Consider the following 23061-nt stretch of genomic DNA (forward strand, 5'->3'; position numbering starts at 1 on the left):
ATGCAACAAGACATGGAAAATACAACGGAAAACACAGCCGAAAAAAAAGGAACCAATAAAAAATTCATAATTATCCTATCCGCATTAATCATTTTTGGAGGTGGCTATGGTGGTTACAAATATGTACAAAGCCTATCTCACGAGACAACAGACGATGCACAGGTTGAAAAAAACATGAGCCCCATTATACCGCGTGTTGGTGGCTATATCGCTTCTGTATATGTCAAAGACAATGATTTTGTAAAAAAGGGAGACACCTTGTTTACTATTGAAAGTCAGGATTACCAGATCCGGGTAGAAGAGGCCGAAGCGGCAGTCGCTGCGGCAGAAAGTAGCTTTGATGTCTCCAAAGCGGATGTATCGGCCTCCTCTGCAAATGTCGCAATTTCTGATGCAACGATTCAATCCAACGCAGGGAGCATTGAAGCCGCAGTAATCCGTGCAAACCAGGCGAACAACGACTATATCCGCTACCAAAACCTGTACAACAATCAGTCTATCACAAAGCAACAATATGAGCAAGCGCTAACAGGCAAATTGGAAGCGGATAAGCAAGTTGAAATATTGCAGCAACAAAGAAATGCGAGTGCCTCTCAACGACACGCTATCGTAAGCAAGACTACTGTAGCCTCCAAACAAACCTCCGTCGCGGAGGCAAATGTAAAACGAGCCAAGGCCCAGTTGGATGCGGCCAAGTTGAACCTTTCTTATACGGCCGTATTAGCTTCTGTCGATGGACAGGTCTCGAATATTAAAGTGCAACCAGGTCAGATGATTAACCCCGGCCAATCTTTATTCTATATCGTTGACAATAAAGAGACATGGGTCGTCGCAAACTTTAAAGAGACCCAGCTTCAAAAAATGAAGCCGGGACAAAAGGTTGGAATTAAAGTAAGCGCTTATCCTAATGTTGAATTTGAAGGAGAAGTAAACTCTTTTTCTCCAGCGACCGGGTCAAGATTTTCCTTACTTCCTCCGGACAATGCTACGGGCAACTTTGTCAAAACTGTACAACGCCTGCCTGTTAAAATAAAACTGACGACTGAAAATACAGCGGAGCACATCGCCTTACTACGCCCTGGTATGAACGCAGATGTAGACGTATTTGTTCGATAATTATGGAAAATTCAAATCAACAAGATAGCCTCGTTGAATATGGGTTCCGAAGAGTCATTATCACAATTACGGCTGTGCTCTGTGCACTCCTCGAAATTGTTGATACTACAATAGTCAATGTTGCCCTCAATGAAATGAAGGGTTCATTAGGAGCAACACTGACCGATGTCGCTTGGGTCATTACAGCTTATGCCATCGCCAACGTCATCGTGATCCCTATGACAAGCTGGCTTTCGCAACAGTTTGGCCGGCGGAATTACTTTGCCGCATCGATTATTATCTTTACGATAGCCTCATTCTTATGTGGTAATGCAAACAACATATGGGAACTGGTAGCCTTCCGATTTATACAGGGAATGGGAGGTGGTGCCTTATTGGTAACAGCACAGACAATCATCACGGAGAGCTATCCCAAAGAAAAGCGAAGTATGGCACAGGCCATATATGGGATGGGAGTAATTATAGGTCCCACACTAGGACCTCCCTTAGGTGGATATATCATCGATAACTTTTCGTGGCCTTATATTTTTTATATCAATGTACCTCTAGGAATTATTGCCACTTTACTGACATTCTCTTTTGTCCGCAGTCCAAAATACAGCCAAAAACAGTCTGCAAAAGAGGTCGATTGGTTTGGAATGCTATTTCTTATTCTTTTTATCGGCTCTTTACAATTCGTTCTGGAACATGGACAACAAGATGATTGGTTTGATGACCCGCTGATACTAGGTTTATCCATTCTATCTGTATTTGGGCTTCTATTCTTTATCTGGCGCGAATTGGTCTACGAAAAACCCATTGTGAACCTTCGGGTGCTAAAAGACAAAAATCTGCAGGTCGGTGTCGTGATGAGCTTTATTCTGGGCTTCGGACTATTTGGCTCTACTTTTATCATTCCCATATATACCCAGTCCATACTGGGCTGGACAGCTACAGACGCAGGTCTATTATTGCTCCCTAGCTCTATCATGACAGGAATGATGATGCCTTTCATAGGCAAGATGATTCAGAATGGTGTCCCTCAAAAATACATGGTGGCAGTCGGTCTCAGCATTTTCTTTGGCTTCTGTCTCTGGATGTATAGCCTGATGACCAATGATACCGGAGCAGAACATATGTTTTGGCCATTAATCTTTCGAGGCATGGGCTTAGGTTTATTATTTGTACCGGTCATGACCCTTTCCTTGTCCACTCTACATGGTAAATCTATCGGAGAAGGAGCGGCATTTACGGGGATGATGCGACAACTGGGAGGCTCGTTCGGTATTGCTTTAATCACAACATTCATCGCTAGGGATTCCCAAAAACACCGGGTCGACCTGATATCCAATCTTGACCCTAGCAAGTTTGAAGTACAGCAGCGCCTACAACAAATGCAAGCGACTTTCCAGGCCAAAGGTTTCTCGCCGAATGAAGCCCTAGCCAAGGCGCATCAGCTATTAGATATGAGTGTTACCAAACAAGCAACAGTACTATCCTATATGGACGTCTTTTTATATCTGGGTTTAGCATTTTTAATATGTGTTCCCTTTGTACTGATGATAAAACAGGGAAATAACAAAGTCGACATGTCTAATGTCCATTAGAGGCATCTTTCGCACGGGATACCCCTACTAATACTAGAGGCGCGAAATAGCGCTTCTAGTATTTTAAAAAAGTCACTCCGGATTGGTAAGGATTTTGCATTAGATATTTTATAACAACAAATCGTTACTTTATGTCTGTATTAAATAATCTTATCCTAGCAACATTATCCTTACTTGTCATCACTAGTTGTAACCTCAAACCCACAGAAACAGTTACACAAAAAGAAGAAATCACAGACCGGTCAGTTAATGTAGAAGGGAATTATGTCGATACTACATATGAGAAAAGAGCCGAAGGTTTTGACTGGGTAGGGATATCCGTACAGCAACTATCCGATACCGTCATCAATATCAAAGTCCGTTCAAGAGCAGATCTAAAAGGACCTACCTGCACCCTGGATGCGCAGGCATCAAAAACACGGACCAATGTATACCGCACGATGCTCGAGGGGAAGCCTGTTCTTCTATCATTTGATGATGAGAGTGTCCATATAAAATCAGAACTCGTTAATGACTCTACCATACTCAACTTTTATTGCTCTGGAGGTGCATCTTTGGGAGGACGTTACAAAAAAATCAAGGAAGACCTAGATAGCACACAGGTAGACCGAACCTCATTCATCAAGAATCTCAAATTCAATGGTATTTCTTTTTCAATCCGTAGTAAGCACGATGGAGATAAAGAGCAGTTAACAATTACTCCCACAGGATTGTCCATAGACAACGACATACACAGTCATGATATCACCGGACAGACAGTACTAGACGCGCAGATTGGAGATATGAACAAAGACGGCTATCCGGAGGTACTGGTATATACACAATCTCATGGTAGTGGAAGCTATGGAAGCATCATTGGCTACTCTGTAAATAAAGGGAAGTCATTAAGTCAGATTTATTTCCCTCCCACTGCAGCAAATCCCAAGATCAACAAAGGGTATCTTGGGCATGATAGTTTTAGTTTAGTCGACGGCTATTTGATACAAAAATTTCCTGTGTACCAAGAGGGTGACACCAATGCAAACCCCACGGGCAAACACCGAGCAATAAAATACGAGTTAACAGATGGAGAAAGCACCCGGATATTAGTTGTCACTTCCGCAGAAGAACTATAGAATTTTAGTCGACAATCTTAACCGTAGCTTCAGACTTTAGGGCTTTTTCGGGATCATCGCCGATCAATTCCGCAATCGTCTCTTCAATCATGTTGCCCATACTGTTCAAGGCTAAATCATTGGGCTCTTGGCCAAATGGTTCCTCTATCTCATCTGCTATGGCTTCGAACGCCACGAAGGTATAAGCAATGAAAACCACAAGAAAGGGAGTAAACCAACTCAGGCTGTCTACTAAACCAAAAGGTAGCAATAAACAGTAAATATAAACGGTACGATGGAGCAACACCTGATAACTATACGGAATAGGTGTAGACAGAATACGCTCGCAACCTCCCAAAATATCAGAAAGCCGATCTAAATTCTCGTCAAACCGTGCCTGCTGAATCGAGTCTATGTTTCCCTGCTCTTTTGAGCGTTGCCCCCATTCTCCCAGTAGCCTTAGAATGACAGCAGGCTTATACTTTGATCTGGATATGATAGCACAATCGGACTCCGATAGTCGAGACCGCAAATCGGCAAGAGCATCCGTGGAGCGCAATTGATGTTTAAGAGCCACAATAAAGGCTCCTATAAGATTTATAAAATAACGTGTAGACTCTTTATCCAATCCTTTCCCTAAGGTCAGCGCTTGCCGTGTCAGAGAACGGGATACATTCAATAATGCTCCCCATAATTTCCGGCCTTCCCAAAAGCGTTCATAGCTCACATTATTTCTAAATCCCAGAAAAAGGGCCAACACAAACCCAAATAATGTAAAAGGCACTGGATTCAAAGGTACCTTATAAGAAAACAAGGTGCCGTGGAAATAAACAATCCCTATTGATAAAACAAAAAGTAGAGAAAGCCGCGGTAATAACCGAGGCAAAACTGATCCTTGCCAGATAAACAGCATCCTAAACCAATTTTCTTTCTTTCGTATGATCATTATAATGTAACGCGTTAATCCGCTACAAAAATACGTAGATATTTTAGCTTTAATAAACCGTAGCGATAGCTATATGAAATTTAGTCCCATATACCCCTATAGGCATGATGTCTATCAGGCGAGATACTTTTCTTCTTCGTTGTCCAGAATAGCGGGACGTTCGAAAACAATGAACTTCTGGTAGATAGCGTGCTTACTCAATTCAGGAGACAATAGATACCCTCCGATGTGCAGCTCGAGGCCATTAAGCCGAATCTCTGCCAATCGCGTGGCATCTACTACGATAAAAAGTTCACGGGTTCTTGCTTCGGTGGAAGCGCCAGTAAAAAACAATCGATTAAACTGTCTTAATCGGACTTCTTTCCGTCGAAGAAATCCAATCTCCTCTACACATATACCCTTATATTGAGGGGAGAGAAACAATAGTTCCAATCGTAGCTTCACCATGGCACTCCCGCTATCAGAATCCTCATTATCCGTAGCATAACATACGGAAAGACGTAAGTCCACAGCGTCCTGAAAGAGAAAAATCCTCCCCGTCCTATTGCTTTGTACATAGGCCAAAAAACCCAAAAGGATTATTATCAAGGTTAATAACACTTCATAAATCATAGATAGCTTTGGGTTTGCCTGGGAGCAAGCCCTACACGAATTTAAGAAACTTTCGACTGTAAAAGAAATTTCCTATAAAAAAAATTTATGTTTAATAGTTGCCAGCAGTAACTTTACCGGGAACAGACATCCGCAGATTGTTATTTTTTATGCCCAAAACGCTTGATATCAACCTCTTTACTCTTCACCGATAACCGAAAAGGTTGTAGTTTTAACTCTTTCCCTACAGCAACCGTTATCGTATATGCAGACTGATTCAGGTATACATTTTCAGGAAAACGATTGACATCCGGATATATAGTATACTCTCCCTCAGGAAGATGAAACTCAAACTGTCCATGTACATCCGTCTTCATCGTAAATTCCTTTCCCTCCTCGCTTCTCGCGATAATATGGTATACATCCAATCGGGTATTGGTGGCTAGACTAAGCGCAGGATCATAATCCAAAAATAACTGCCCTTTCACGACTCCGACCTTATGTAATGCGACCTCCAAACGGATGGTCTTCCTATCAATCTCCACAACACGGGAACTTCCCTGATATTGGCTCTTCAGTGGAAAAAACAACATATAACTACCATAGGACATTTTCTTAAAAGTCGATTCGCCTTTTTTGTCAGTGACAAAGAGAATGTTGCGTACCGTAAATTCATAGTCTACCGCCTTCTCATCACCCGCATCAAAAACAGAATTACCGTTATTGTCATAGTAACAGAATACCTGCATATCTCCCGTTTTAATTGCAGGTCGATCCAAATCTTGTCCTTTAAACTGCTGTCTTACACCTATCTGCAGGTTCGTATAATCATATTTATAGTTCGTTACCCCCACATTATATATATACTGGAATACAGCCTGTAACTGTGTCAATTTAGCAATACGGTACTGCCCCTGAATATTACTGTTAAAAGAATGTCCCCAACCCTGATTAACCTGCCCGCTGACACTTCCAGTCCAATTTATCCGCCGTTGTAATAAATCTCCCTGATAACGTGCCCCCAACAAATAACGCTTACCGATTTCCTGCCCCATCAGTTGGCTGCTCATCATATCATAAATCTGGAATGCTCCACTCTGATAATTTCCAAAAATCCCCAATCGGTCATAATTATACGAGAAATCTGTACGCACCACAAAGCGTGTGGCCGACACCCCTTTGAGCGATGTTCCTCCACCCTCGACCGTCAAAAAGAGACTATGCTTCAAATCCTTAGAACGGAGATTTGCACTAGCCAACAGTAGCGCATAACGGGCCGAAAGCTTAACAATATCCTGCTGTAACATATAATCAGCATATTCGTTGCTATAGCTTGGCACGATACTAAGCTGGCCTCGGGAAGATAGCGGTAACGAAAACTGCATATCCCATTTAGATGTACCGCTTTTGAAAGACTGGAAATAAGGATTGAGATGTAGCGGACTATAATCGATATAGGAATATCCAAGCCCTACACCTAGCTGTTTTAACCGACGGTTGACCCGCTGTACCAACTGTACTGTCCCACGCCGATTGCCGGGAAAATACCCGCTGCTGTAATAATTATCACTGCTCAGGTCCCAGCCACGCGCACGTTTATTCATTTTCACCCCCGCGGCAAAGGAGGACATACTCTGCTCCTTATAGTACACACCATGATATTGCTGCACGCCAGCCCCCAAAAAACCTTCTAGCCGGACCGATTCGGGATCCGTAGACCGAAGAATGTCAAACCGGTTAGTCCACAAGATGGCACTGACGCTATCCATTCGATTGTTATCGTATACGACCTGTCCTTCATATCGCTTTCCATCTGTACGTTCTTCTGCTAATTGTAGTCGAGCGAACGCAGTAAATCCGGGATTATCGTTTCCATAGCCTCCCAACAGATTAGGTGTCCGCTGTACAACCCCAAATGACACACGCTGATCTAGCGCAGTATCTCGGTAGGCATAGGTAGCGCCACGTCCATAGAAGGGTGCTTCTAAGCTCTCTTGTATATTTCCCACAGCAACACTATGTCCCCTTTTTTCATATTCCAAAAAGGTATTATTGACATTCCACCGTGCATCCCCGCCCCAACGATTTATAGCGGCTCCATAACGGATACGTCCTCCCATAAGTCGATATGCTCCCTCGGAGAATAGATTATAAGACTGTTGCTCATCTAGGATATTGGATACCCGGAACTCGACATAATTGGGCGTATATCCTGAAAAAGAACGGTCAGGGGCAAACATTTGCTGGAAATTACGGCTGGAAGTAATATTGGCATAAAGCACGCTAAGATTACCAAACACATCATTATTATCATAGATACCTGCTACCCGTACCGTATACTGAGATAGCGTCATCATATAGCGCTCTACCGGGAAGGTGTGTCTCAACAGGGTATCTTTTCCTGAGCGAATCGATACATCAAGCTGCTGAAAGACTACCTTTCCGACACGATCTGGGGAGGATAAGAGAATCTTTACTGCTTCATCCGTCGTCCCTGTATTGATCACGCGCAAAAGCATTTCAATAGAATCACCAACATTACGCAGATACTGAACGCTAGAATTATCCTGAAGTTGGACGGAGCGCTTATCGGCAACCTCTAGCTGTACTTTTTTTACTGCAACCTGTGTTCCCACCTGTTCGTGAAGTAATACGTTAAAGCTTTTACCCTTCAGTGCTCCTAGCGCTTGCGCACGCAGTTTGAGTGACAGAAAACGCTTCTTCCCCGGAGCAATACGCACAGCTATACGAGCTGTGCTCAGACTCACCAAATCAGGAGGCAGTTCTAAGGTTACGTAGCCTTCAAATGCAGTGGTGCTATTATTCTGCAATTCCACTTCAAGACTATTAACCCCCGTCTGTAACGACATACTTGTTGCAATCCCCCATTGTATGGGTGTATTTCCTTGAGCAAAGCCAGACAACGAAGTCAAGCAAATGAGCAGAAGCATCATTAGCCATTTCGGGAAACACCTATAAGCAAGCCTAAATCGGAGAAACATCTTCACTATTTGGGCATTAAGAGATAGAGCAGAGACACCGTATAATTACCCGGCCGGGCAGTGAGTGACTGTGAGCGTGTCAGATTGGCCTCATACTGTATATTAAAAGTACGAGTCACATTTTTATCCTTCGACTGCCCAGAATAAGCCACTTGCTCCGTAGTAGACAATTGTATCTTAGGATTAGAGGTCGTATTTCCCGCACCTGCATTCGGTATTACCTGCAATGACAGTAAAGACAGAGGAAGTCCCTCTCCTGATGACCTTCGTATTTCTGGATCCAAGGACTTAACACGTAATTCGTAATCGGTATTCGAGTTGACACGGATAGCGCTCTCTATCATCAGCTTAACACCATCAATGTAATGTTGTCGCGTAAAAAACTGCAGGGATGCATCTATCGCCCCTGCGTCGACCTGTAGACTATAATCGGGGACAACCTCGACGGCCCCTCCGTCTGTAAGCGTTGGAGGAATATGCAACTTATAATTAAGAACTTGCGTCCCTATAACTTTACCGTTCACCTCATACAGCGTAAACTTCAGGGGAATATCGTATTCAATATGGGTATTCGCGCTTACTCCACTCACAAAATCTTCAAGATATTTACCCTGTGCTATTTTGACCATCCCGAATAATAATGCAGAAGAATAAAAATTCTTCTCCGCCCGTAATGCTTGGTTTGACTTTTCGATTAAATAAATCTCACCACTATTTGCCAAGAAAATATCATTGCGGCTAGCTCCGATTTCGTTAAGATTCAAGACAGATTTATTATCATCCTCTGTCCAGCGCAAACTAATCTTGTCTGCCGGAAAGGGTTTACCACTTTTATTTGGCCCTCCGGAGCTGGGCTGTATCGGTCGCAGCAATTGTACAGACAAGGACCAATTGGGGTAATTGATATTGCTCTGGCTACCCATCTGAAACTGAAATGTATTAAACCTAGCATGGGTACTTTGTCCAAGATAGGAGGTAAGCTCGATATAATTATTAGACCAAACACCAAAAGTTATCTGTGCTGTACCGGACAAAGAAGCGGTAAGCAACACAAACAACAGGATATAAAATCTAAGTCTTTGGAACATAATCAAACTCAATCTCTGCTATCTTAACATCATTATCCTCTCCATAAAACAACATTGTTGTGGCCAGATAGTTTCCTGCTGTTAACTCTTTGGGAAGTAGTATATATTGCTTCCTTTGGTCTCCAGGCAAACTATAAAACTGAATATCATCAACCTTATAACGATTTCCGGTATCTTGATTTAAAAACTCTGTACGCAATTGCCCTTCCATCCATGTGTTGCCTTTTGTGTCAAAACTCAGCTCGAGGTACTTCCCAACACTATCGACCGAGTGGTATTCCAAGTTGCTGATTTCCAAATCTGCACGGGACCGTCCATTGAACCGCTGATAGACTTTTATACCCGACCGTACAGCTAAACGAATATTCGCTCCTTCACGCTCTTCACTAACACGGGGGTTAAGCTGCGTGACAAATAACATGGTCGTATGTACCGGCAAGGCATCAGTATAGCTTTTATTTGTAGGAACACTCATCTGCAACTGTAAGCGCTTGGTTTCTCCTGGCTTTAAAGAGAAGAACGGTTCTGACACCGTCAACCAATCCGCACAGCTTGTTTTTAAGCTGCCTTTTGGGCTGAGAACATTATCACCAATCGGAGAATAGGCCCAATCTTCAAATGACACCGCGAGATCTAATGGATAATCTTTACTCGGATTTGTAACGTCTACATACTGCGTCTGATTCTGACCGGCATCCGCCACGAAATATATACGGGGAGGCCCCACAGTAAGGCCTGTCTGTGCATAGCCAAGAGGAAATGTAAACAGACTCAACAAGAGAATAAACAGGTAGTGTCGCATAGAATGTAGATTTTGTATGGAAAATTAAGAAAAATTTTTCATAGCACTATAAAAAAAGGCAAGCGTTCTACACTTGCCTTTTCATCGACTATATGAGTTGTCCCAACTTAGTTGACAGCAATCGTGTATACCACATCGATTGAATATTTAACTTGTGTTTTTTGATTTCCAAAAAGAGCACTTACCGCTGCACCATCTAATTTTTTACCAAAGTACTTAACATCTAAGAACTCGTCCAATACAGAGGACTCTCCTGTACTCGTAGTTCCCATAGGACCGAAATCCATATTTCCTGAAGCTTGTTTACCTGCTGTCAATCCATTTAGAGTTCCTGTCTTACCAATTGCTACCTCCAATAGTTGAGAAGCATCTACAGTCTCTGCACCACCTCCTTGGATTTTCTTAAATGCTCCTGTGCTTCCTCCGTTAAAACCTAAAGCTGCACTAACTCTATAGCCAGACCCCACTGAAGAAACTTTTAATTGCTTATTAACTAATTGGCTTACACCATTTTTATAGTCATTAACCGTGTTATATGTCAATGTCACCTCATCACCATATCCTGCTCCAGGGCTAGTGGATCCCGGTGTACCAATTTCAATAGATTGAAACGGGTTAAGTACCACATTGACTTTTACTTTAGCTGATTTTGAAGCCTCTTGTGCATTTGCTCCTACTACTGTTGCGAAGACTACTGCTAACGCTAAAACTACTTTTTTCATATTTCTTTTAGATAAACTTTTCTTTTACTTTTTATGTTCTACATCATTGAGAACAGGACAAAAGTAGTCACGGAAAAAGGCCATAAAATATGATTTTAGGCGCAAAAGGTATGAAAAAATGCAGTAGTTGTTTTTTGTAGTTTTCGGTCTACAAGATGTAGTATTAACGCTACAGAAAATGGTTGAAAAGACCTATCTCGTCTCAATACTGTAGAGCACATCGTTTGTAAAAACGACCGTTTTATTTTTTTCGGCATAGCGAATCAGTTCTTCTCCGCCAGGCCCCTGGTAAGTCACGTCATAGATGGCGTCAAATGCAGGTCTGTCCGAGGAGATAATACGGCCCCCTGCAGCACTCAATTCACTCGTCGTCAATACGACTTGTTGATCCACAATAACAGGCCTCGCCTTTATTTTTATTTGTGGCATCAGCAGTCTATCAGTCGGCTGTCCGCCAAGCTTAACAAACTCTTCATTGGCAAGCTTGACCTTGACCTCATAAGCTCCCGTACTGAAGACCGTCAAATGTGAATTCTTGACGACCTCTACCCCTCTTCTATAGTCCTCCAAATCATTATAGGTCAATGTGACCGCATTCTGATCCGGATGTATAGTGAGATTCTGTACATGGTTAAGGACAATATTAAGACGTACATTGGTCTGTGCATTAACAGTCCAAGAGGCCATTATCAGAAGTAATAATGTGGTCAATAACGCTTTCATAGTATAGCTGTTTCTGTAAAAATAACGCTAAAATCAGATCAAAAAAAATTTTTAAACCATTATTTTACAGACTGTGACGCATATCATAAAATTAAATACGCTTCACTACTTTTTCCAGTTATTGCGGTACATTTTAGGGCTCTCGCCTGCTTCCTTAGAAAAAAAAGCACTGAAATTATTCTCGTCAGTATATCCCAACTGCCAGGCAATCTGTTTAATGCTAAGTTTCGAATTGGCAAGTAAGCGCTTTGCCACTCGAACCAACCCTTCAACAATCAGCTCTTTTGGAGTTTCTCCTGTTACCTCTTTGGTATATACCAACAACTTTCTAGGACTGACCTTAAGACGGTCAGCATAATAGGATACATGTTTTTCCTGAGAAACATGCTCCATAATAAGTTGCTGAAAACGATTCACCACTAAAGCGGATTCGCTCTCCTCCATAAATCTTGCACGATCCCGGTCTCCCAGATACACTTCTCCCAGCAACAAAATCTGTTTGATAATATTAAAGGCTAAAACATGCTGTATAGATTCGGGACTTTGCTTTCTCGCCATTTCCAAATGGGTACGTACGAACTCATAATAAAAGAGATACTCTTCGGGCACCGTTAATAAACGGTAGGTCGAACTATTTCCGGATGCACTGAAAAAGTTGTGCAGAAAAGTACAGTCCCAGTCACTGCGGCTAAAGAAAGACTCGGTAAAATAAATAAGCACAAATTCCCTAGTCTCTTCAGGATTACTTTTCAACGTTGTACCGAAAGGAACGAATATTAAGCTATTGGCTGGAAAATCCAAAAGGACCTGATTGAAATAAAGACTGCAACCTGCATCTTTGATAAACAATAACGTATAATGCTCTTTTTTTAACGCAAGATCATTAGCACTGGGGCTCAAATCTGCCCCAACAACATATCGTATGCCGTATTCCATTCAAAAATGCTTTTATAGGTAGTGTAAAGCAATTAATTACTTGGAATAAATGTAAAAAAGATATTTAAGCTTAACGAAAAAGAATTGCAAAATGACAAAAATAATACGAAAGAAAAGAGGTGTTCCACCCTAACACAAGATATAGGATTAGCTTAAAGACGAGCATCTACAATAGTACGATCAAGTACAGATTTGCAATCAAAAACCACTGCTTTGTCCGCAAGAAGCGACCGAATATCCAATTGCAAAAATTCAGTATGCGCAACTGCTAGAATAACCGCATCATAAGTCCCTTCAGGTTGCGTCTGAAGATCGATCAGATATTCGCGCCTTACTTCTTCTGGGTCAGCCCAGGGGTCGCACAGTACCGGTATAGCTCCGTACTCCTTTAGCTCCTCGTAGATGTCCAGCACTTTAGTATTACGTACATCAGGACAGTTCTCTTTAAACGTAAGTCCCAGAATCAATACCTTAGCGTCCTTTACCGCTATATGCTTTTGGGACATCAGCTTGACCACCTTCGAAGCCACAAACTCGGCCATGCGGTTATTGACCCGACGTCCCGAAAGAATAACCTCAGGATGGTATCCCAATTGCGAGGATTTGTGTGCCAAATAATAAGGATCAACGGAGATACAATGTCCTCCCACCAGACCTGGCTTATATTTAAGAAAATTGAACTTTGTGGCTGCGGCATCCAATACATCATGCGTATCAATTCCGATCCTGTCAAAAATCAGAGCAAGCTCGTTCACAAAGGAAATATTAACATCCCGCTGTGCATTCTCTATAGCTTTGGCAGCTTCTGCAACCTTGATCGATGGAGCCTTATAGGTACCTGCTTCAATAATTGTAGCGTAGAGTGCATCAATTTTTTCTGCACTTTCTGGAGTAGACCCTGAAGTCACTTTTACAATCTGTTCTAAGGTATTGACCTTATCTCCGGGATTAATTCGTTCTGGCGAGTAGCCTACAAAAAAATCGATATTAAAACGAAGGTTGGATGTTTGTGCGAGAATAGGCACACACTCTTCCTCTGTACATCCCGGATACACAGTAGACTCGTAGATAACGATATCGCCTGGTCTCAGTACCTGACCAATCTCAAACGACGCCTGCTGTAAAAAACTAAGATCTGGCGCGTTAAACTCATCTATAGGTGTGGGTACCGTTACAATATAAATTTGCGCATGAGCGATATCGCTCAGCTCGCTAGTAGCGCGATATCCCCGGCGCTGAGGTTGCTCGACAGCTAATGCCAACATCTGCTGTAACCGTCCCTCTTCAACCTCTAACGTCCGATCCCTCCCTTGATTGAGCGCCTCCACCCTACTGACAGAAATATCGTATCCCAATACGGAATAGTGGGCCGCAAAAGCCAACGCAAGCGGAAGTCCGACATATCCCTGGCCTATAACGGCTATTGTATCTGAATACGGCATCTAAACTATAACAATGGTGAGGCTCCGTGTTCCAACTCTTCGTACAAATGTTTGACATCCTGAGACGCCTGCTTTTTGACCACAAGAAGAGCATCTTCGGTATGAACCAGTATGGTATCCTGTACCCCCACAAACGAAACATACTTATCCGTCCCTATTACCATATTACCTGCAGGATCCACGGCATGACCTTTACCTTTCAGATAGTCGTACAGGGAATCATAAGATCCCATATCCGACCATATAAACTGCGAAGGGATAACCTTAATCCGCTCACTACGCTCCATCACGGCATAGTCTATACTTTTGGAAGGAATCTTAGCAGAAAGCTCCTCCGATAAGACCCCATGATGCGAGGCTTCAAACGCTTCTTTAGAGGCACGGAATACCTTTGGTTCGAAACGGAACAGTTCCTCCAGGTAAATGGAAGCCTTAAAGCAAAATATCCCTGAGTTCCACAGGAAATTCCCCCTTTTTAAAAACTCTTTTGCGGTTTCCAAATTAGGTTTCTCCCTAAAAGATAGCACGTAATTATCTTCGTACTCGATGTACCCATAACCAGTCTCTGGTCGATTTGGCTGTATACCAAATGTCACGAGATAGTCCTGTTCCGCCATTTCTATCCCTTGCTTCAACACGGACTCGTACTGTGTTTGATTTTCGATAAGGTGGTCAGACGGGGTTACAATCAATATATCGTCTGGATCGCAGGCAAAGGCTGCAAAAGCAATTGCCGCCGCCGTGTTACGAGGCGTTGCCTCTACGATAGTCTGACTTTTATGCTCCGCCAAGTACGGTTTGGCAAGGTCTACATTCTGTATACTACCAACCATTATTGTCCGATCTACAACACCTTGATTCCGGAAGACAGTCAGCTCAAACAAAGACTGCCCCTCAAATAGCGGAATATACTGTTTGGGCCGAGACTTACGAGACAGTGGCCATAATCGAGAACCGACTCCTCCTGATAATATAACGTTAATAATACTTGCCATAATAATTAATACATGCTAAACCCGCAACCTACTTTAGTAGTGCGGCAGGGATATAATCTTGTTTTAGATAAAGTAAAGCAGACGCCCGAGCATCGGAAAGTGCATCATGGTGTTCCAAAGGAATCCCCATCAATTCACAACAAATACTAAGTTTTGTTTTTATAAAACCTTTTTCACGGTATATATTGCTGGTACAGGCCCAAGTTTCCGGTAACTGAAGCACTTTATAATCTAGATCATAAAACTTCATCGTCCGCTGCAGGACTGCCCGATCGAAGGATTCGTTATGTGCTACCATAAATTGACCTGTCAATAGCGGTGCCAATACGGGGTACAATTCTTGAAATGTAGGAGCTCCTGCTGTATCTTTCGGTTTTATACCGTGCACACGTGTCGTTTGCCACATATACTTGTTCTGCGGAGGCCTGACGAGACTGTAAAACTCATTGCTAATCTGCCCATCAATCACATTGACAACACCTACAGCACACACACTTGTATAGTCGGATGTCGCTAACTCAAAATCTATCGCTGTAAATGTATCCATCTGTGACAAAAGTATGAAGTAATATGTTAAAATGAAACACCGGCCTATCCAAAAAAAAACCGACATTTCTACATTCAATATAAACCTAAACAGCGTTTAGCCTAACTACGAACCAACGAACACAGTGATAAAATTAGCCAAACAACTGAATATAAAACTAATACCCGTATTTTCCCTTCCATTTCTCCCGCAAGGAAAGCCGCAACTTATCTTCTGCGGCGTTACTTCCCGGCTCATACAGCTTACTCCCCTGTAGCTGCTCAGGCATAAATTCCTGCACTACAAAATTTCCGGGATAAGCGTGAGAATACTTATACTCGGTGCCATAATCCAGTTCTTTCATTAATTTAGTAGGCGCATTACGCAAATGTAATGGAACTGACAAATCACCCGTCTGCCGCACTAAAGCCTGTGCCTTATTGATTGCTTCATACGAAGCATTACTTTTAGCAGACGAAGCCAAATAAGTAACGGTCTGCCCCAATATGATACGCGACTCCGGCCAGCCAATTACATTCACTGCCTGAAAGCAGCTATTTGCCAGCAAGAGCGCATTGGGATTTGCATTTCCAATATCTTCTGAAGCCAAGATCAACAGCCGTCTCGCTATAAACGAAGGGTCTTCCCCTCCTTCTATCATACGTGCCAACCAATATATGGCGGCATTCGGATCGGAACCACGGATCGACTTGATGAATGCAGATATAATATCGTAATGCTGCTCGCCCGTTTTATCATAACGGGCCATATTCTGCTGCACCTGTTTAAGGACAAAATCATTGGTGATAGGTGTATTATAAGGCACAGCTGCATCTACGACCAATTCAAACACATTCAGCAACTTTCGGGCATCTCCACCCGACAAGCGTAATAAAGCATCGTATTCTTTGATAACAATCGTATCATTTTTTAGAAATTCATCTTCCTTGATTGCTTTCTGAAGCAACCCGATCAAATCCTCTGCCTCTAAATTTTCCAACACATAAACCTGACACCGACTCAATAGGGCAGAAATCACCTCAAACGAGGGGTTTTCTGTAGTAGCGCCAATCAACGTTACCAATCCACGCTCCACAGCCCCTAACAGGGAGTCCTGCTGGCTTTTCGAAAAGCGATGGATCTCATCAATAAATAAAATCGGTTGCTCTTGATTAAAATTCATCAACTGATCCGCCTTATCGATCACCTCACGAACTTCCTTTACGCCAGATTTGATCGCACTGAGGCTAAAGAAAGGTCGGTCCAACTCTTTTGCAATCAGATTAGCAAGACTGGTCTTTCCCACTCCAGGAGGCCCCCAGAGAATCATGGAGGGAATATTTTTACGCTGCAAGGCATGGTAAAGCACTGCATCTTCACCAATAATATGCTGCTGACCGACATAATCTTGTAATTTTCGGGGCCTAAGCCGTTCTGCTAGAGGTACTCGTGTTGCCATAATCACTCCATTTAATCCACAAAGGTACGGATTTTGTAGAAAGGCATAATCATTGCCCTGCTTTTAGGGGTTAACTGTTTTACAATTCGAAGAATTTAATTAGGTTTGAATAATGACAAAAACATATAACGCTATAAAACTGACTTTTCTGTCCATCTCCGTATTGGGGACTTTCATAGCGGCTCCAGTCTTGGCCCAACAAAAAACTCCAGATCCTTCTGGCTATATACTCAAATACGATACCGAATTTGAAGGGATTGGGCCAAAAGTATATCTCCTACCACCGCCTCGCAGTCGAGCAGAACAGCTACAGGACAGCTACATGGAGATTGTGGGATTTCAGGATTCTATTCAGCGCGCACTACAATACCTAAGATTGATTGAAGCATGGAAAAATACTTCCAATAATGCAAACGTCTTACAGCTCCTCACACCTGCTCCAAAAACCACTGCAGAATGGAACAGTCTAGTCGCCGACTACACCGATCAGAAAAACTACGCGATGACCACTGGAATTCTGAACGAATACGCCAAGATGAGGATACTCCATAAAGAAACCAGCCAGGCGGTAGGCATTCTGGAATCTGCTCTACAGCAGGCGATACTACAACAACATACACAAGACGTCGGAGTGATACAATCAAACCTATCTTCCCTACTGGTATACAACAAAAACTATATTGAAGCGGGAACATATGAAGAAGCCTACTACAATCAAGCCGTAACGAACAAGAGCATCGTAGATCAAGCGGGCTCGCTCGTCAAAATCGCTTTGATACAAGCTTACGACAAAGACTATAAGTCGGCCGAGAACACAATCATCCGGAAGGCTGTACCTCTTTTCAACAAGGCAAAATCATATGAAGGCAAAACCATCGCCTGGCTTATCCTGGCAGAGATTTATCAAATGCAGAACAAGCATACTGAAGCCCAATGGTTCTTAATCCAGGCCAGAGATTTAGCGATGGACAAAGACTTTAAAAACGACCTAGCGGAAATAGAGTATATGCTGGCCTCGTCAAAATACATCCAGAATAACCTGAGCATCTCTAAGAAAGAACTCAATACCGCTTTTGAACTTGCAAAAAAAGAAGACAACCGATACTTACAGTTAGCAATCGTAGAAAAATTAGGCCGAATCAACCTGCAGGAAAACAAAATTGACGAAGCGGAAAAGCAACTGACAACCTATTGGACAATCAGGAAAGAGTTGTTTTAGAAAAATTACACTCTTTTTGCGCTGTTTCTGAATTTATTACAGCAAAGGCATGTCTGCTTGTCTATTTTTTTAACTAATTTTAGCCTTCGCAAAACATTTAGCAATTTTTGCGTTATTTTTTGGACAATGAATATTAATAAAACAGTCTATATGTTTAGAAACTTAATAATTGGATTAGCATTGATTTCGGTCGTCGCCTGTGGCTCAAAACCACGCGTACAGCTCGAAGAGGGAGGAATCAAGATCAAACCGACCTTACAGCATGAGGTAATCGCAAAAGAGGTAGTCGGTATATTAGAAAACTTCAGTTATAAAAAAGTTGCGCCGAGTGATTCACTCTCTAACATCGTTTTTAACAACCTGATAAAAATGGTTGACCAGGGGAAAAACTACCTGCTCCAATCAGATATCGACGATATCAATAAATACAAGAGCAACATCAGCCAAGATATGAAAAACGGAGACCTTTCGGCACCTTTTTATATCTTCAACATTTACTCGCAACGCTATCTCGACGCTATGGAGTATGCACTTACACAGGTCGATGTTGCTCACGATTTCAATAAAGATGAGAACTACACCAACAATCGCGAAAAGCTGAATTGGTTTAAATCTGAAAATGAGCTTAAAGACCAATGGCGCAAAAGGGTGAAGCTCGATTTGCTGAACCTTAAAATGACAACTGCAGAAGGCAAAAACGAAGATGACAAACACAAAGAGACTCTTCGCAAACGCTATAACAATTTGATTTCGCAAGCTAAGAAAACAAATGCCAATGATGCATTTCAGCTGATCATGACTTCTTTTACGGACGCTATTGATCCCCATACAACGTATTACAACCCTTCATTTGCGCAAGCATTCAACGAAGGCATGTCCAATACTCTAGAGGGAATAGGTGCTCGTTTACAAATGGAGAACGAAATGGTCACGATCAAAGAGATCATCGCAGGAGGACCAGCCTTCAAAGAGAAAACCCTAAAGATGGACGACCGTATCATTGCAGTCGCACAAGGAAATGACGGTGAATTTGAAGACATCGTGGGCTGGAGACTGGATGCCGCAGTAGCCAAGATAAAAGGATCAAAAGGCACAATTGTCCGTTTAAAAATCCTACCTGCAGGACAAGACATCTCCGCTCAACCCACTATTGTGAAATTGACCAGAGAAAAAATTGTACTTGAAGAGGAATCGGCAAAAAAAGTGATTAAAACTGTAAAAGGAGATGATGGTAAAGATTATCGTATCGGTGTCATCAATCTACCAAAATTCTATATTGATTTTGAAGGCTATCGCAAAGGTGATCCGAACTACAAAAGTACCACACGTGATGTACGATTGATTTTAGACTCACTAAGCAAAGAAAATGTAGACGCAGTAGTCCTAGACTTACGCAACAACGGTGGTGGATCTCTACAGGAAGCGATTGAACTCACTGGGCTATTTATCGACAAAGGCCCTGTAGTACAGGTCCGTAGCACAAACAACCGTGTGGAGGTAGAGCAAGATAAAGACGCGGGAGCAATATGGACAGGTCCTTTTGGTGTTATCATCAATGGGTTCTCGGCCTCAGCCTCTGAAATTTTTGCAGGAGCAATCCAAGACTATGGACGCGGGGTAATATTAGGATCAAAATCGTATGGAAAAGGAACGGTACAGTCTGCAGTACAGATGTCACGCTTTATCAGTCCAACAAACAAACTGTTATTGAAAGCCGCTGGTGCAGACAAAGATGCTGATACGCCTACAGGAGCGCCTGAATTTGGACAGATCAATGTCACGATCGGTAAATTCTACCGTGTCACAGGAAGCAGTACGCAACATAAAGGAGTTGATGCCGACATTACCTTCCCTACACAGTATGTCTCTGAAAAATTCGGTGAAAGTTCTGAGCCTGCAGCTCTACCTTGGGATCAGATCAAAGGAACTGCTTTCAATAAAATTGCAGATCTTAAGACCACCACAAAACAGCTTCAGGATATCCACATGAAACGTATGGATAAATCTCCAGAATACAAGTTCTTACTGGAGGATATCGAAGAATTCAAGAAGTCTGACTCTATCGCTCAAATCAGCTTAAATCAGGATAAACTGAAAAAAGAACGCGATATCAATAAGGCTAAAAATCGAGCACGCATCAACAAGCTACTCGAATTGAACAACATGCCTCTTTGGAAAGAAGGACAACCGCAACCAAAAGTAGAGTTTGACTTCATCTTGGATGAGAGTATGAAAGTAATGAAAGACTACGTACAACTCGTAAAAAAATAAAGAATTGTTATAAACAGATTCGCTAAAAAGGCGGCATTTCAAAAAATGCCGCCTTTTTTTATTGACTATTTTATCGCGTGTTAACATGGTAAAATTGAACTTTACAGAAAAAAATACGCAAAAACTTGTAAAAACTACAATTCAATATTTTATTTCCTAAAGAATAATTAATATTTTTGATATGGAAATAAAACTCTAAAAGTAAAAGACGACTACATTTCCAACCTATTTGAAAAACGAATTTTAGATAATTAACTGCTTCATTTACTTTTTTGGAGAGCACTATGAAAAGAATGCTCACATATAATAGTTACATTATTATACTTGTCCTGCTTTTTTGCCTGACTCAAGTGGGGTATGGGCAGCGGGCACGGCTATATGCGGATGGGTATGGGGTTGCAACGGGTGGCATTCTAGGAAATTCTTCAGTACAGAATCCTCATCGAGCTATCGGGGCTAATGCTACTGATGAACCGGTCATATTAAGTGCAAGCGGACTTGGAGGTAGCGCGAAATTACAACTTAAATTTTTACATTTTGGAAAAAACCTTCCTACCGGAATAGCCGTCAAAATTAAAGCAGGAAACAATACAAACAACTTCAACGCTACATTTAGGAGAAACGCTACATCTTCCTTTGATGTAGATGGCAGCAACGAAAGCTCAACACTCCCTTCTATCGCAGGAAATACTATAACAATAACACCAAACGACCTATTTAATGCCGTTGCTTTAAGTATTAATACAGGCACATCGAATAGAGAAGTCTATCATGCCTACATAGAACCATATACACTACCCCTTAGCCTAAAGAACACCTCTTTTATCAGTTGCGGATCAATAGGCATCAACGAGATCCTAGATTACTCGACCCCAGATTTACTACGATATCAAATAATAAATACAGCAACAAACCAACCGATATCAAGTGGACATTTTATAACAGCATCGGGAACTTATACAATCAAGATGACCGATCCAAATACTAATGATCCAGCAAAAGTATCCCCAACATTTTCGGTCATTATCAATTCCATTCCAGAAATCGCACTGAGCCAAACCTATATCAGAATCCCTATTAACACTAGCCATGCTTTCCCCACGGCGACTTGCTCAAGCTGTGGCACTGCTTCTTGGACGGATGCTTTATTGAACCCACTGACTCAGATACCAGCCCGAAATAGTCCGGCAACATCAGTTTATACCGTAAGCATGAACAACGGACACTGTACTGCTCAAAAGCAAATCGTTGTTGACGTATATGACCCTCAGAATGAATGCGGACAAAAGGAGAGAAGATATGCAACAATAGACGGAGGTACTTCGAGTGTAACAAACAAAGGAGGTGCTTACGATGGTGATCCTAAAACCTATTCTACATTAACCTCTGTCTCTATTTTGGGACTTATTGGCGGAGCAGACCAAACCATTCGATGGAACCAAGCCATACCCGCTGGGACAACCGTTTATGTCAAAATGGGAGTAGGCAAAGGACTACTTGGCCTGGCCAGTACTGTATCTCTTCAACCGAAAAATGGAAATACGAATGTAGGTAGTAGTATGACAATCTCAAGTGGCCTTATTGATCTCCTTGTGGGAGATAATGAAATTATCTACTCGTTTACACCAGCGTCAACAATAAACGGAGTTACGCTATCGATGTCTGGACTACTATCCCTTGGCTTGACAATGAAATTATACGATGCTTGGTACGAGGCGCCAACAACAACTTGTCCATCTAACGATGTTATCGACGTTCTTTCTGGTTCCGCAGAAATCCTTAAAGGTGTTCTTAATGCTGCATCTGTGACGGTTAATGTACAAAACCCATATAATGCTATCGATAATGATGAAACGACCTATGCTGTGATGAACTCAGGAGTTGGTGTATTAGCCTACGCCAAGTTAGACGTACTTTTCAGCTCTATAAGTCAGCCAGGAGACTCTGTATTTATCAAAGTCCAGAGCGGCGTGGAAGTATTAAATCTTATCGGGGGCTTCGTCATACAGCGCTACTTGGGCTCGACACCTGTAGGTGCACCATTAGACTTTGGGGGCACGGTATTAACTCTTTTGAAGGGCTCAAACGGTGAAAATATAATCTTCACAGTAACTACGGAACCTTATGATCGCATTTCGATAAGATATGGGGGAACCGCTAATGTATTAGGACAGCTACTTATATACAACATAAAACGGAAACCATATTTATACACCTATCCAGACGCAAATTCTAAAATTACTATTTGTGAGGGAGAACAGTTGAATATCGGATTAAATCGCGCCTGTCTTACTTATGAATGGTATGAGCAAATATCCGGAGGCATTCCTATACATACCAGTAGCTATAGGCCAGGAATAGAAAATAACACACCATTTACTGCAACTAGTACAGGTAAAAGAACCTACTACATAGAACACAAACGAAATGGATGTCATTTTGGTCCATCGGAGAGAATACCGCTCACTGTCAATGTTATTCCAAATCCAGGCAAACCACACGTAACCATAACAAATGTAATAAACTAAAAATATTATCAAACT

Annotated in this window: 18 protein-coding genes; 6 read left to right on the forward strand and 12 right to left on the reverse strand. The window is 42.1% G+C overall.

The window, feature by feature from the left end:
- The 3 genes from JKG64_RS20100 (at position 1) to JKG64_RS20110 (ending at position 3817) form a co-directional block, all read left to right on the forward strand.
- Entirely contained in the window at positions 1–1116 is a 1116-nt protein-coding gene (locus JKG64_RS20100; protein WP_246512708.1) for an HlyD family secretion protein, read from the forward strand.
- A gap of 2 nt (positions 1117–1118) precedes the next feature.
- On the forward strand, positions 1119–2702 hold the full coding sequence (locus JKG64_RS20105) for a DHA2 family efflux MFS transporter permease subunit (RefSeq protein ID WP_210356058.1): 1584 nt from the start codon (positions 1119–1121) through the stop codon (positions 2700–2702).
- A 131-nt stretch (positions 2703–2833) separates the two neighbouring features.
- Positions 2834–3817 (forward strand): PliI family lysozyme inhibitor of I-type lysozyme, encoded by a 984-nt coding sequence (locus JKG64_RS20110; RefSeq protein ID WP_210356059.1) that lies wholly within the window; start codon positions 2834–2836, stop codon positions 3815–3817.
- Between the two features lie 4 nt (positions 3818–3821).
- On the opposite strand, the gene JKG64_RS20115 is transcribed toward JKG64_RS20110, so the two are convergent.
- The 12 genes from JKG64_RS20115 to JKG64_RS20170 form a co-directional block, all read right to left on the reverse strand.
- The gene (locus JKG64_RS20115; protein ID WP_210356060.1) at positions 3822–4742 is read right to left on the reverse strand and encodes a bestrophin family protein; all 921 of its coding nucleotides are present in this window, start codon (positions 4740–4742) and stop codon (positions 3822–3824) included.
- Between the two features lie 114 nt (positions 4743–4856).
- Positions 4857–5354: a hypothetical protein gene (locus tag JKG64_RS20120; RefSeq protein ID WP_210356061.1), complete on the reverse strand. Its 498-nt coding sequence runs from the start codon at positions 5352–5354 to the stop codon at positions 4857–4859.
- A 140-nt stretch (positions 5355–5494) separates the two neighbouring features.
- Positions 5495–8287 (reverse strand): COG1470 family protein, encoded by a 2793-nt coding sequence (locus JKG64_RS20125; protein ID WP_210356062.1) that lies wholly within the window; start codon positions 8285–8287, stop codon positions 5495–5497.
- 53 nt (positions 8288–8340) lie between these two features.
- Positions 8341–9423: a hypothetical protein gene (locus JKG64_RS20130; RefSeq protein WP_210356063.1), complete on the reverse strand. Its 1083-nt coding sequence runs from the start codon at positions 9421–9423 to the stop codon at positions 8341–8343.
- Positions 9407–10225, reverse strand: coding sequence for a fimbrial biogenesis chaperone (locus JKG64_RS20135; protein WP_210356064.1), 819 nt, complete (start codon positions 10223–10225; stop codon positions 9407–9409). Before JKG64_RS20135 ends, JKG64_RS20130 begins: the two co-directional genes overlap by 17 nt.
- Positions 10226–10332: 107 nt before the next feature.
- Positions 10333–10947 carry a hypothetical protein gene (locus JKG64_RS20140; protein WP_210356065.1) on the reverse strand — a complete coding sequence of 205 codons (615 nt, stop codon included), beginning with the start codon at positions 10945–10947 and terminating at the stop codon, positions 10333–10335.
- A 192-nt stretch (positions 10948–11139) separates the two neighbouring features.
- A complete protein-coding gene (locus JKG64_RS20145; RefSeq protein ID WP_210356066.1) occupies positions 11140–11670 on the reverse strand; it encodes a hypothetical protein in 531 nt (176 codons plus the stop codon).
- A gap of 105 nt (positions 11671–11775) precedes the next feature.
- Positions 11776–12606, reverse strand: coding sequence for a helix-turn-helix domain-containing protein (locus JKG64_RS20150; protein ID WP_210356067.1), 831 nt, complete (start codon positions 12604–12606; stop codon positions 11776–11778).
- 152 nt (positions 12607–12758) lie between these two features.
- Positions 12759–14048: a nucleotide sugar dehydrogenase gene (locus tag JKG64_RS20155; protein ID WP_210356068.1), complete on the reverse strand. Its 1290-nt coding sequence runs from the start codon at positions 14046–14048 to the stop codon at positions 12759–12761.
- Between the two features lie 5 nt (positions 14049–14053).
- Positions 14054–15043: a mannose-1-phosphate guanylyltransferase gene (locus tag JKG64_RS20160; RefSeq protein ID WP_210356069.1), complete on the reverse strand. Its 990-nt coding sequence runs from the start codon at positions 15041–15043 to the stop codon at positions 14054–14056.
- 28 nt (positions 15044–15071) lie between these two features.
- Positions 15072–15590, reverse strand: coding sequence for a 3'-5' exonuclease (locus JKG64_RS20165; RefSeq protein WP_210356070.1), 519 nt, complete (start codon positions 15588–15590; stop codon positions 15072–15074).
- Positions 15591–15747: 157 nt separating this feature from the next.
- A complete protein-coding gene (locus tag JKG64_RS20170; protein WP_210356071.1) occupies positions 15748–17028 on the reverse strand; it encodes a replication-associated recombination protein A in 1281 nt (426 codons plus the stop codon).
- Positions 17029–17140: 112 nt separating this feature from the next.
- Here JKG64_RS20170 and JKG64_RS20175 point away from each other — a divergent pair, with 112 nt between their 5' ends.
- The 3 genes from JKG64_RS20175 to JKG64_RS20185 all read left to right on the forward strand — a co-directional run bounded on the left by JKG64_RS20175 (position 17141) and on the right by JKG64_RS20185 (position 23046).
- On the forward strand, positions 17141–18247 hold the full coding sequence (locus tag JKG64_RS20175; protein WP_210356072.1) for a tetratricopeptide repeat protein: 1107 nt from the start codon (positions 17141–17143) through the stop codon (positions 18245–18247).
- A 150-nt stretch (positions 18248–18397) separates the two neighbouring features.
- A complete protein-coding gene (locus tag JKG64_RS20180; RefSeq protein ID WP_210356073.1) occupies positions 18398–20518 on the forward strand; it encodes a carboxy terminal-processing peptidase in 2121 nt (706 codons plus the stop codon).
- A 284-nt stretch (positions 20519–20802) separates the two neighbouring features.
- Positions 20803–23046 (forward strand): immunoglobulin domain-containing protein, encoded by a 2244-nt coding sequence (locus tag JKG64_RS20185; protein ID WP_210356074.1) that lies wholly within the window; start codon positions 20803–20805, stop codon positions 23044–23046.
- The last annotated feature ends 15 nt before the right edge of the window (positions 23047–23061 follow it).

This window comes from Sphingobacterium tabacisoli (assembly GCF_017908035.1).
In the GTDB taxonomy this organism is placed as follows: Bacteria; Bacteroidota; Bacteroidia; order Sphingobacteriales; family Sphingobacteriaceae; genus Sphingobacterium; species Sphingobacterium tabacisoli.

Bases quoted from the DNA above. Each gene is read 5' to 3' on its own strand.
- JKG64_RS20155 (WP_210356068.1), bottom strand. From the start codon at position 14,048: ATGCCGTATTCAGATACAATAGCCGTTATAGGCCAGGGATATGTCGGA.
- JKG64_RS20110 (WP_210356059.1), top strand. From the start codon at position 2,834: ATGTCTGTATTAAATAATCTTATCCTAGCAACATTATCCTTACTTGTC.
- JKG64_RS20145 (WP_210356066.1), bottom strand. From the start codon at position 11,670: ATGAAAGCGTTATTGACCACATTATTACTTCTGATAATGGCCTCTTGG.
- JKG64_RS20165 (WP_210356070.1), bottom strand. From the start codon at position 15,590: ATGGATACATTTACAGCGATAGATTTTGAGTTAGCGACATCCGACTAT.
- JKG64_RS20160 (WP_210356069.1), bottom strand. From the start codon at position 15,043: ATGGCAAGTATTATTAACGTTATATTATCAGGAGGAGTCGGTTCTCGA.
- JKG64_RS20150 (WP_210356067.1), bottom strand. From the start codon at position 12,606: ATGGAATACGGCATACGATATGTTGTTGGGGCAGATTTGAGCCCCAGT.
- JKG64_RS20175 (WP_210356072.1), top strand. From the start codon at position 17,141: ATGACAAAAACATATAACGCTATAAAACTGACTTTTCTGTCCATCTCC.
- JKG64_RS20115 (WP_210356060.1), bottom strand. From the start codon at position 4,742: ATGATCATACGAAAGAAAGAAAATTGGTTTAGGATGCTGTTTATCTGG.
- JKG64_RS20140 (WP_210356065.1), bottom strand. From the start codon at position 10,947: ATGAAAAAAGTAGTTTTAGCGTTAGCAGTAGTCTTCGCAACAGTAGTA.
- JKG64_RS20100 (WP_246512708.1), top strand. From the start codon at position 1: ATGCAACAAGACATGGAAAATACAACGGAAAACACAGCCGAAAAAAAA.
- JKG64_RS20170 (WP_210356071.1), bottom strand. From the start codon at position 17,028: ATGGCAACACGAGTACCTCTAGCAGAACGGCTTAGGCCCCGAAAATTA.
- JKG64_RS20130 (WP_210356063.1), bottom strand. From the start codon at position 9,423: ATGTTCCAAAGACTTAGATTTTATATCCTGTTGTTTGTGTTGCTTACC.
- JKG64_RS20185 (WP_210356074.1), top strand. From the start codon at position 20,803: ATGAAAAGAATGCTCACATATAATAGTTACATTATTATACTTGTCCTG.
- JKG64_RS20125 (WP_210356062.1), bottom strand. From the start codon at position 8,287: ATGATGCTTCTGCTCATTTGCTTGACTTCGTTGTCTGGCTTTGCTCAA.
- JKG64_RS20135 (WP_210356064.1), bottom strand. From the start codon at position 10,225: ATGCGACACTACCTGTTTATTCTCTTGTTGAGTCTGTTTACATTTCCT.
- JKG64_RS20105 (WP_210356058.1), top strand. From the start codon at position 1,119: ATGGAAAATTCAAATCAACAAGATAGCCTCGTTGAATATGGGTTCCGA.
- JKG64_RS20180 (WP_210356073.1), top strand. From the start codon at position 18,398: ATGTTTAGAAACTTAATAATTGGATTAGCATTGATTTCGGTCGTCGCC.
- JKG64_RS20120 (WP_210356061.1), bottom strand. From the start codon at position 5,354: ATGATTTATGAAGTGTTATTAACCTTGATAATAATCCTTTTGGGTTTT.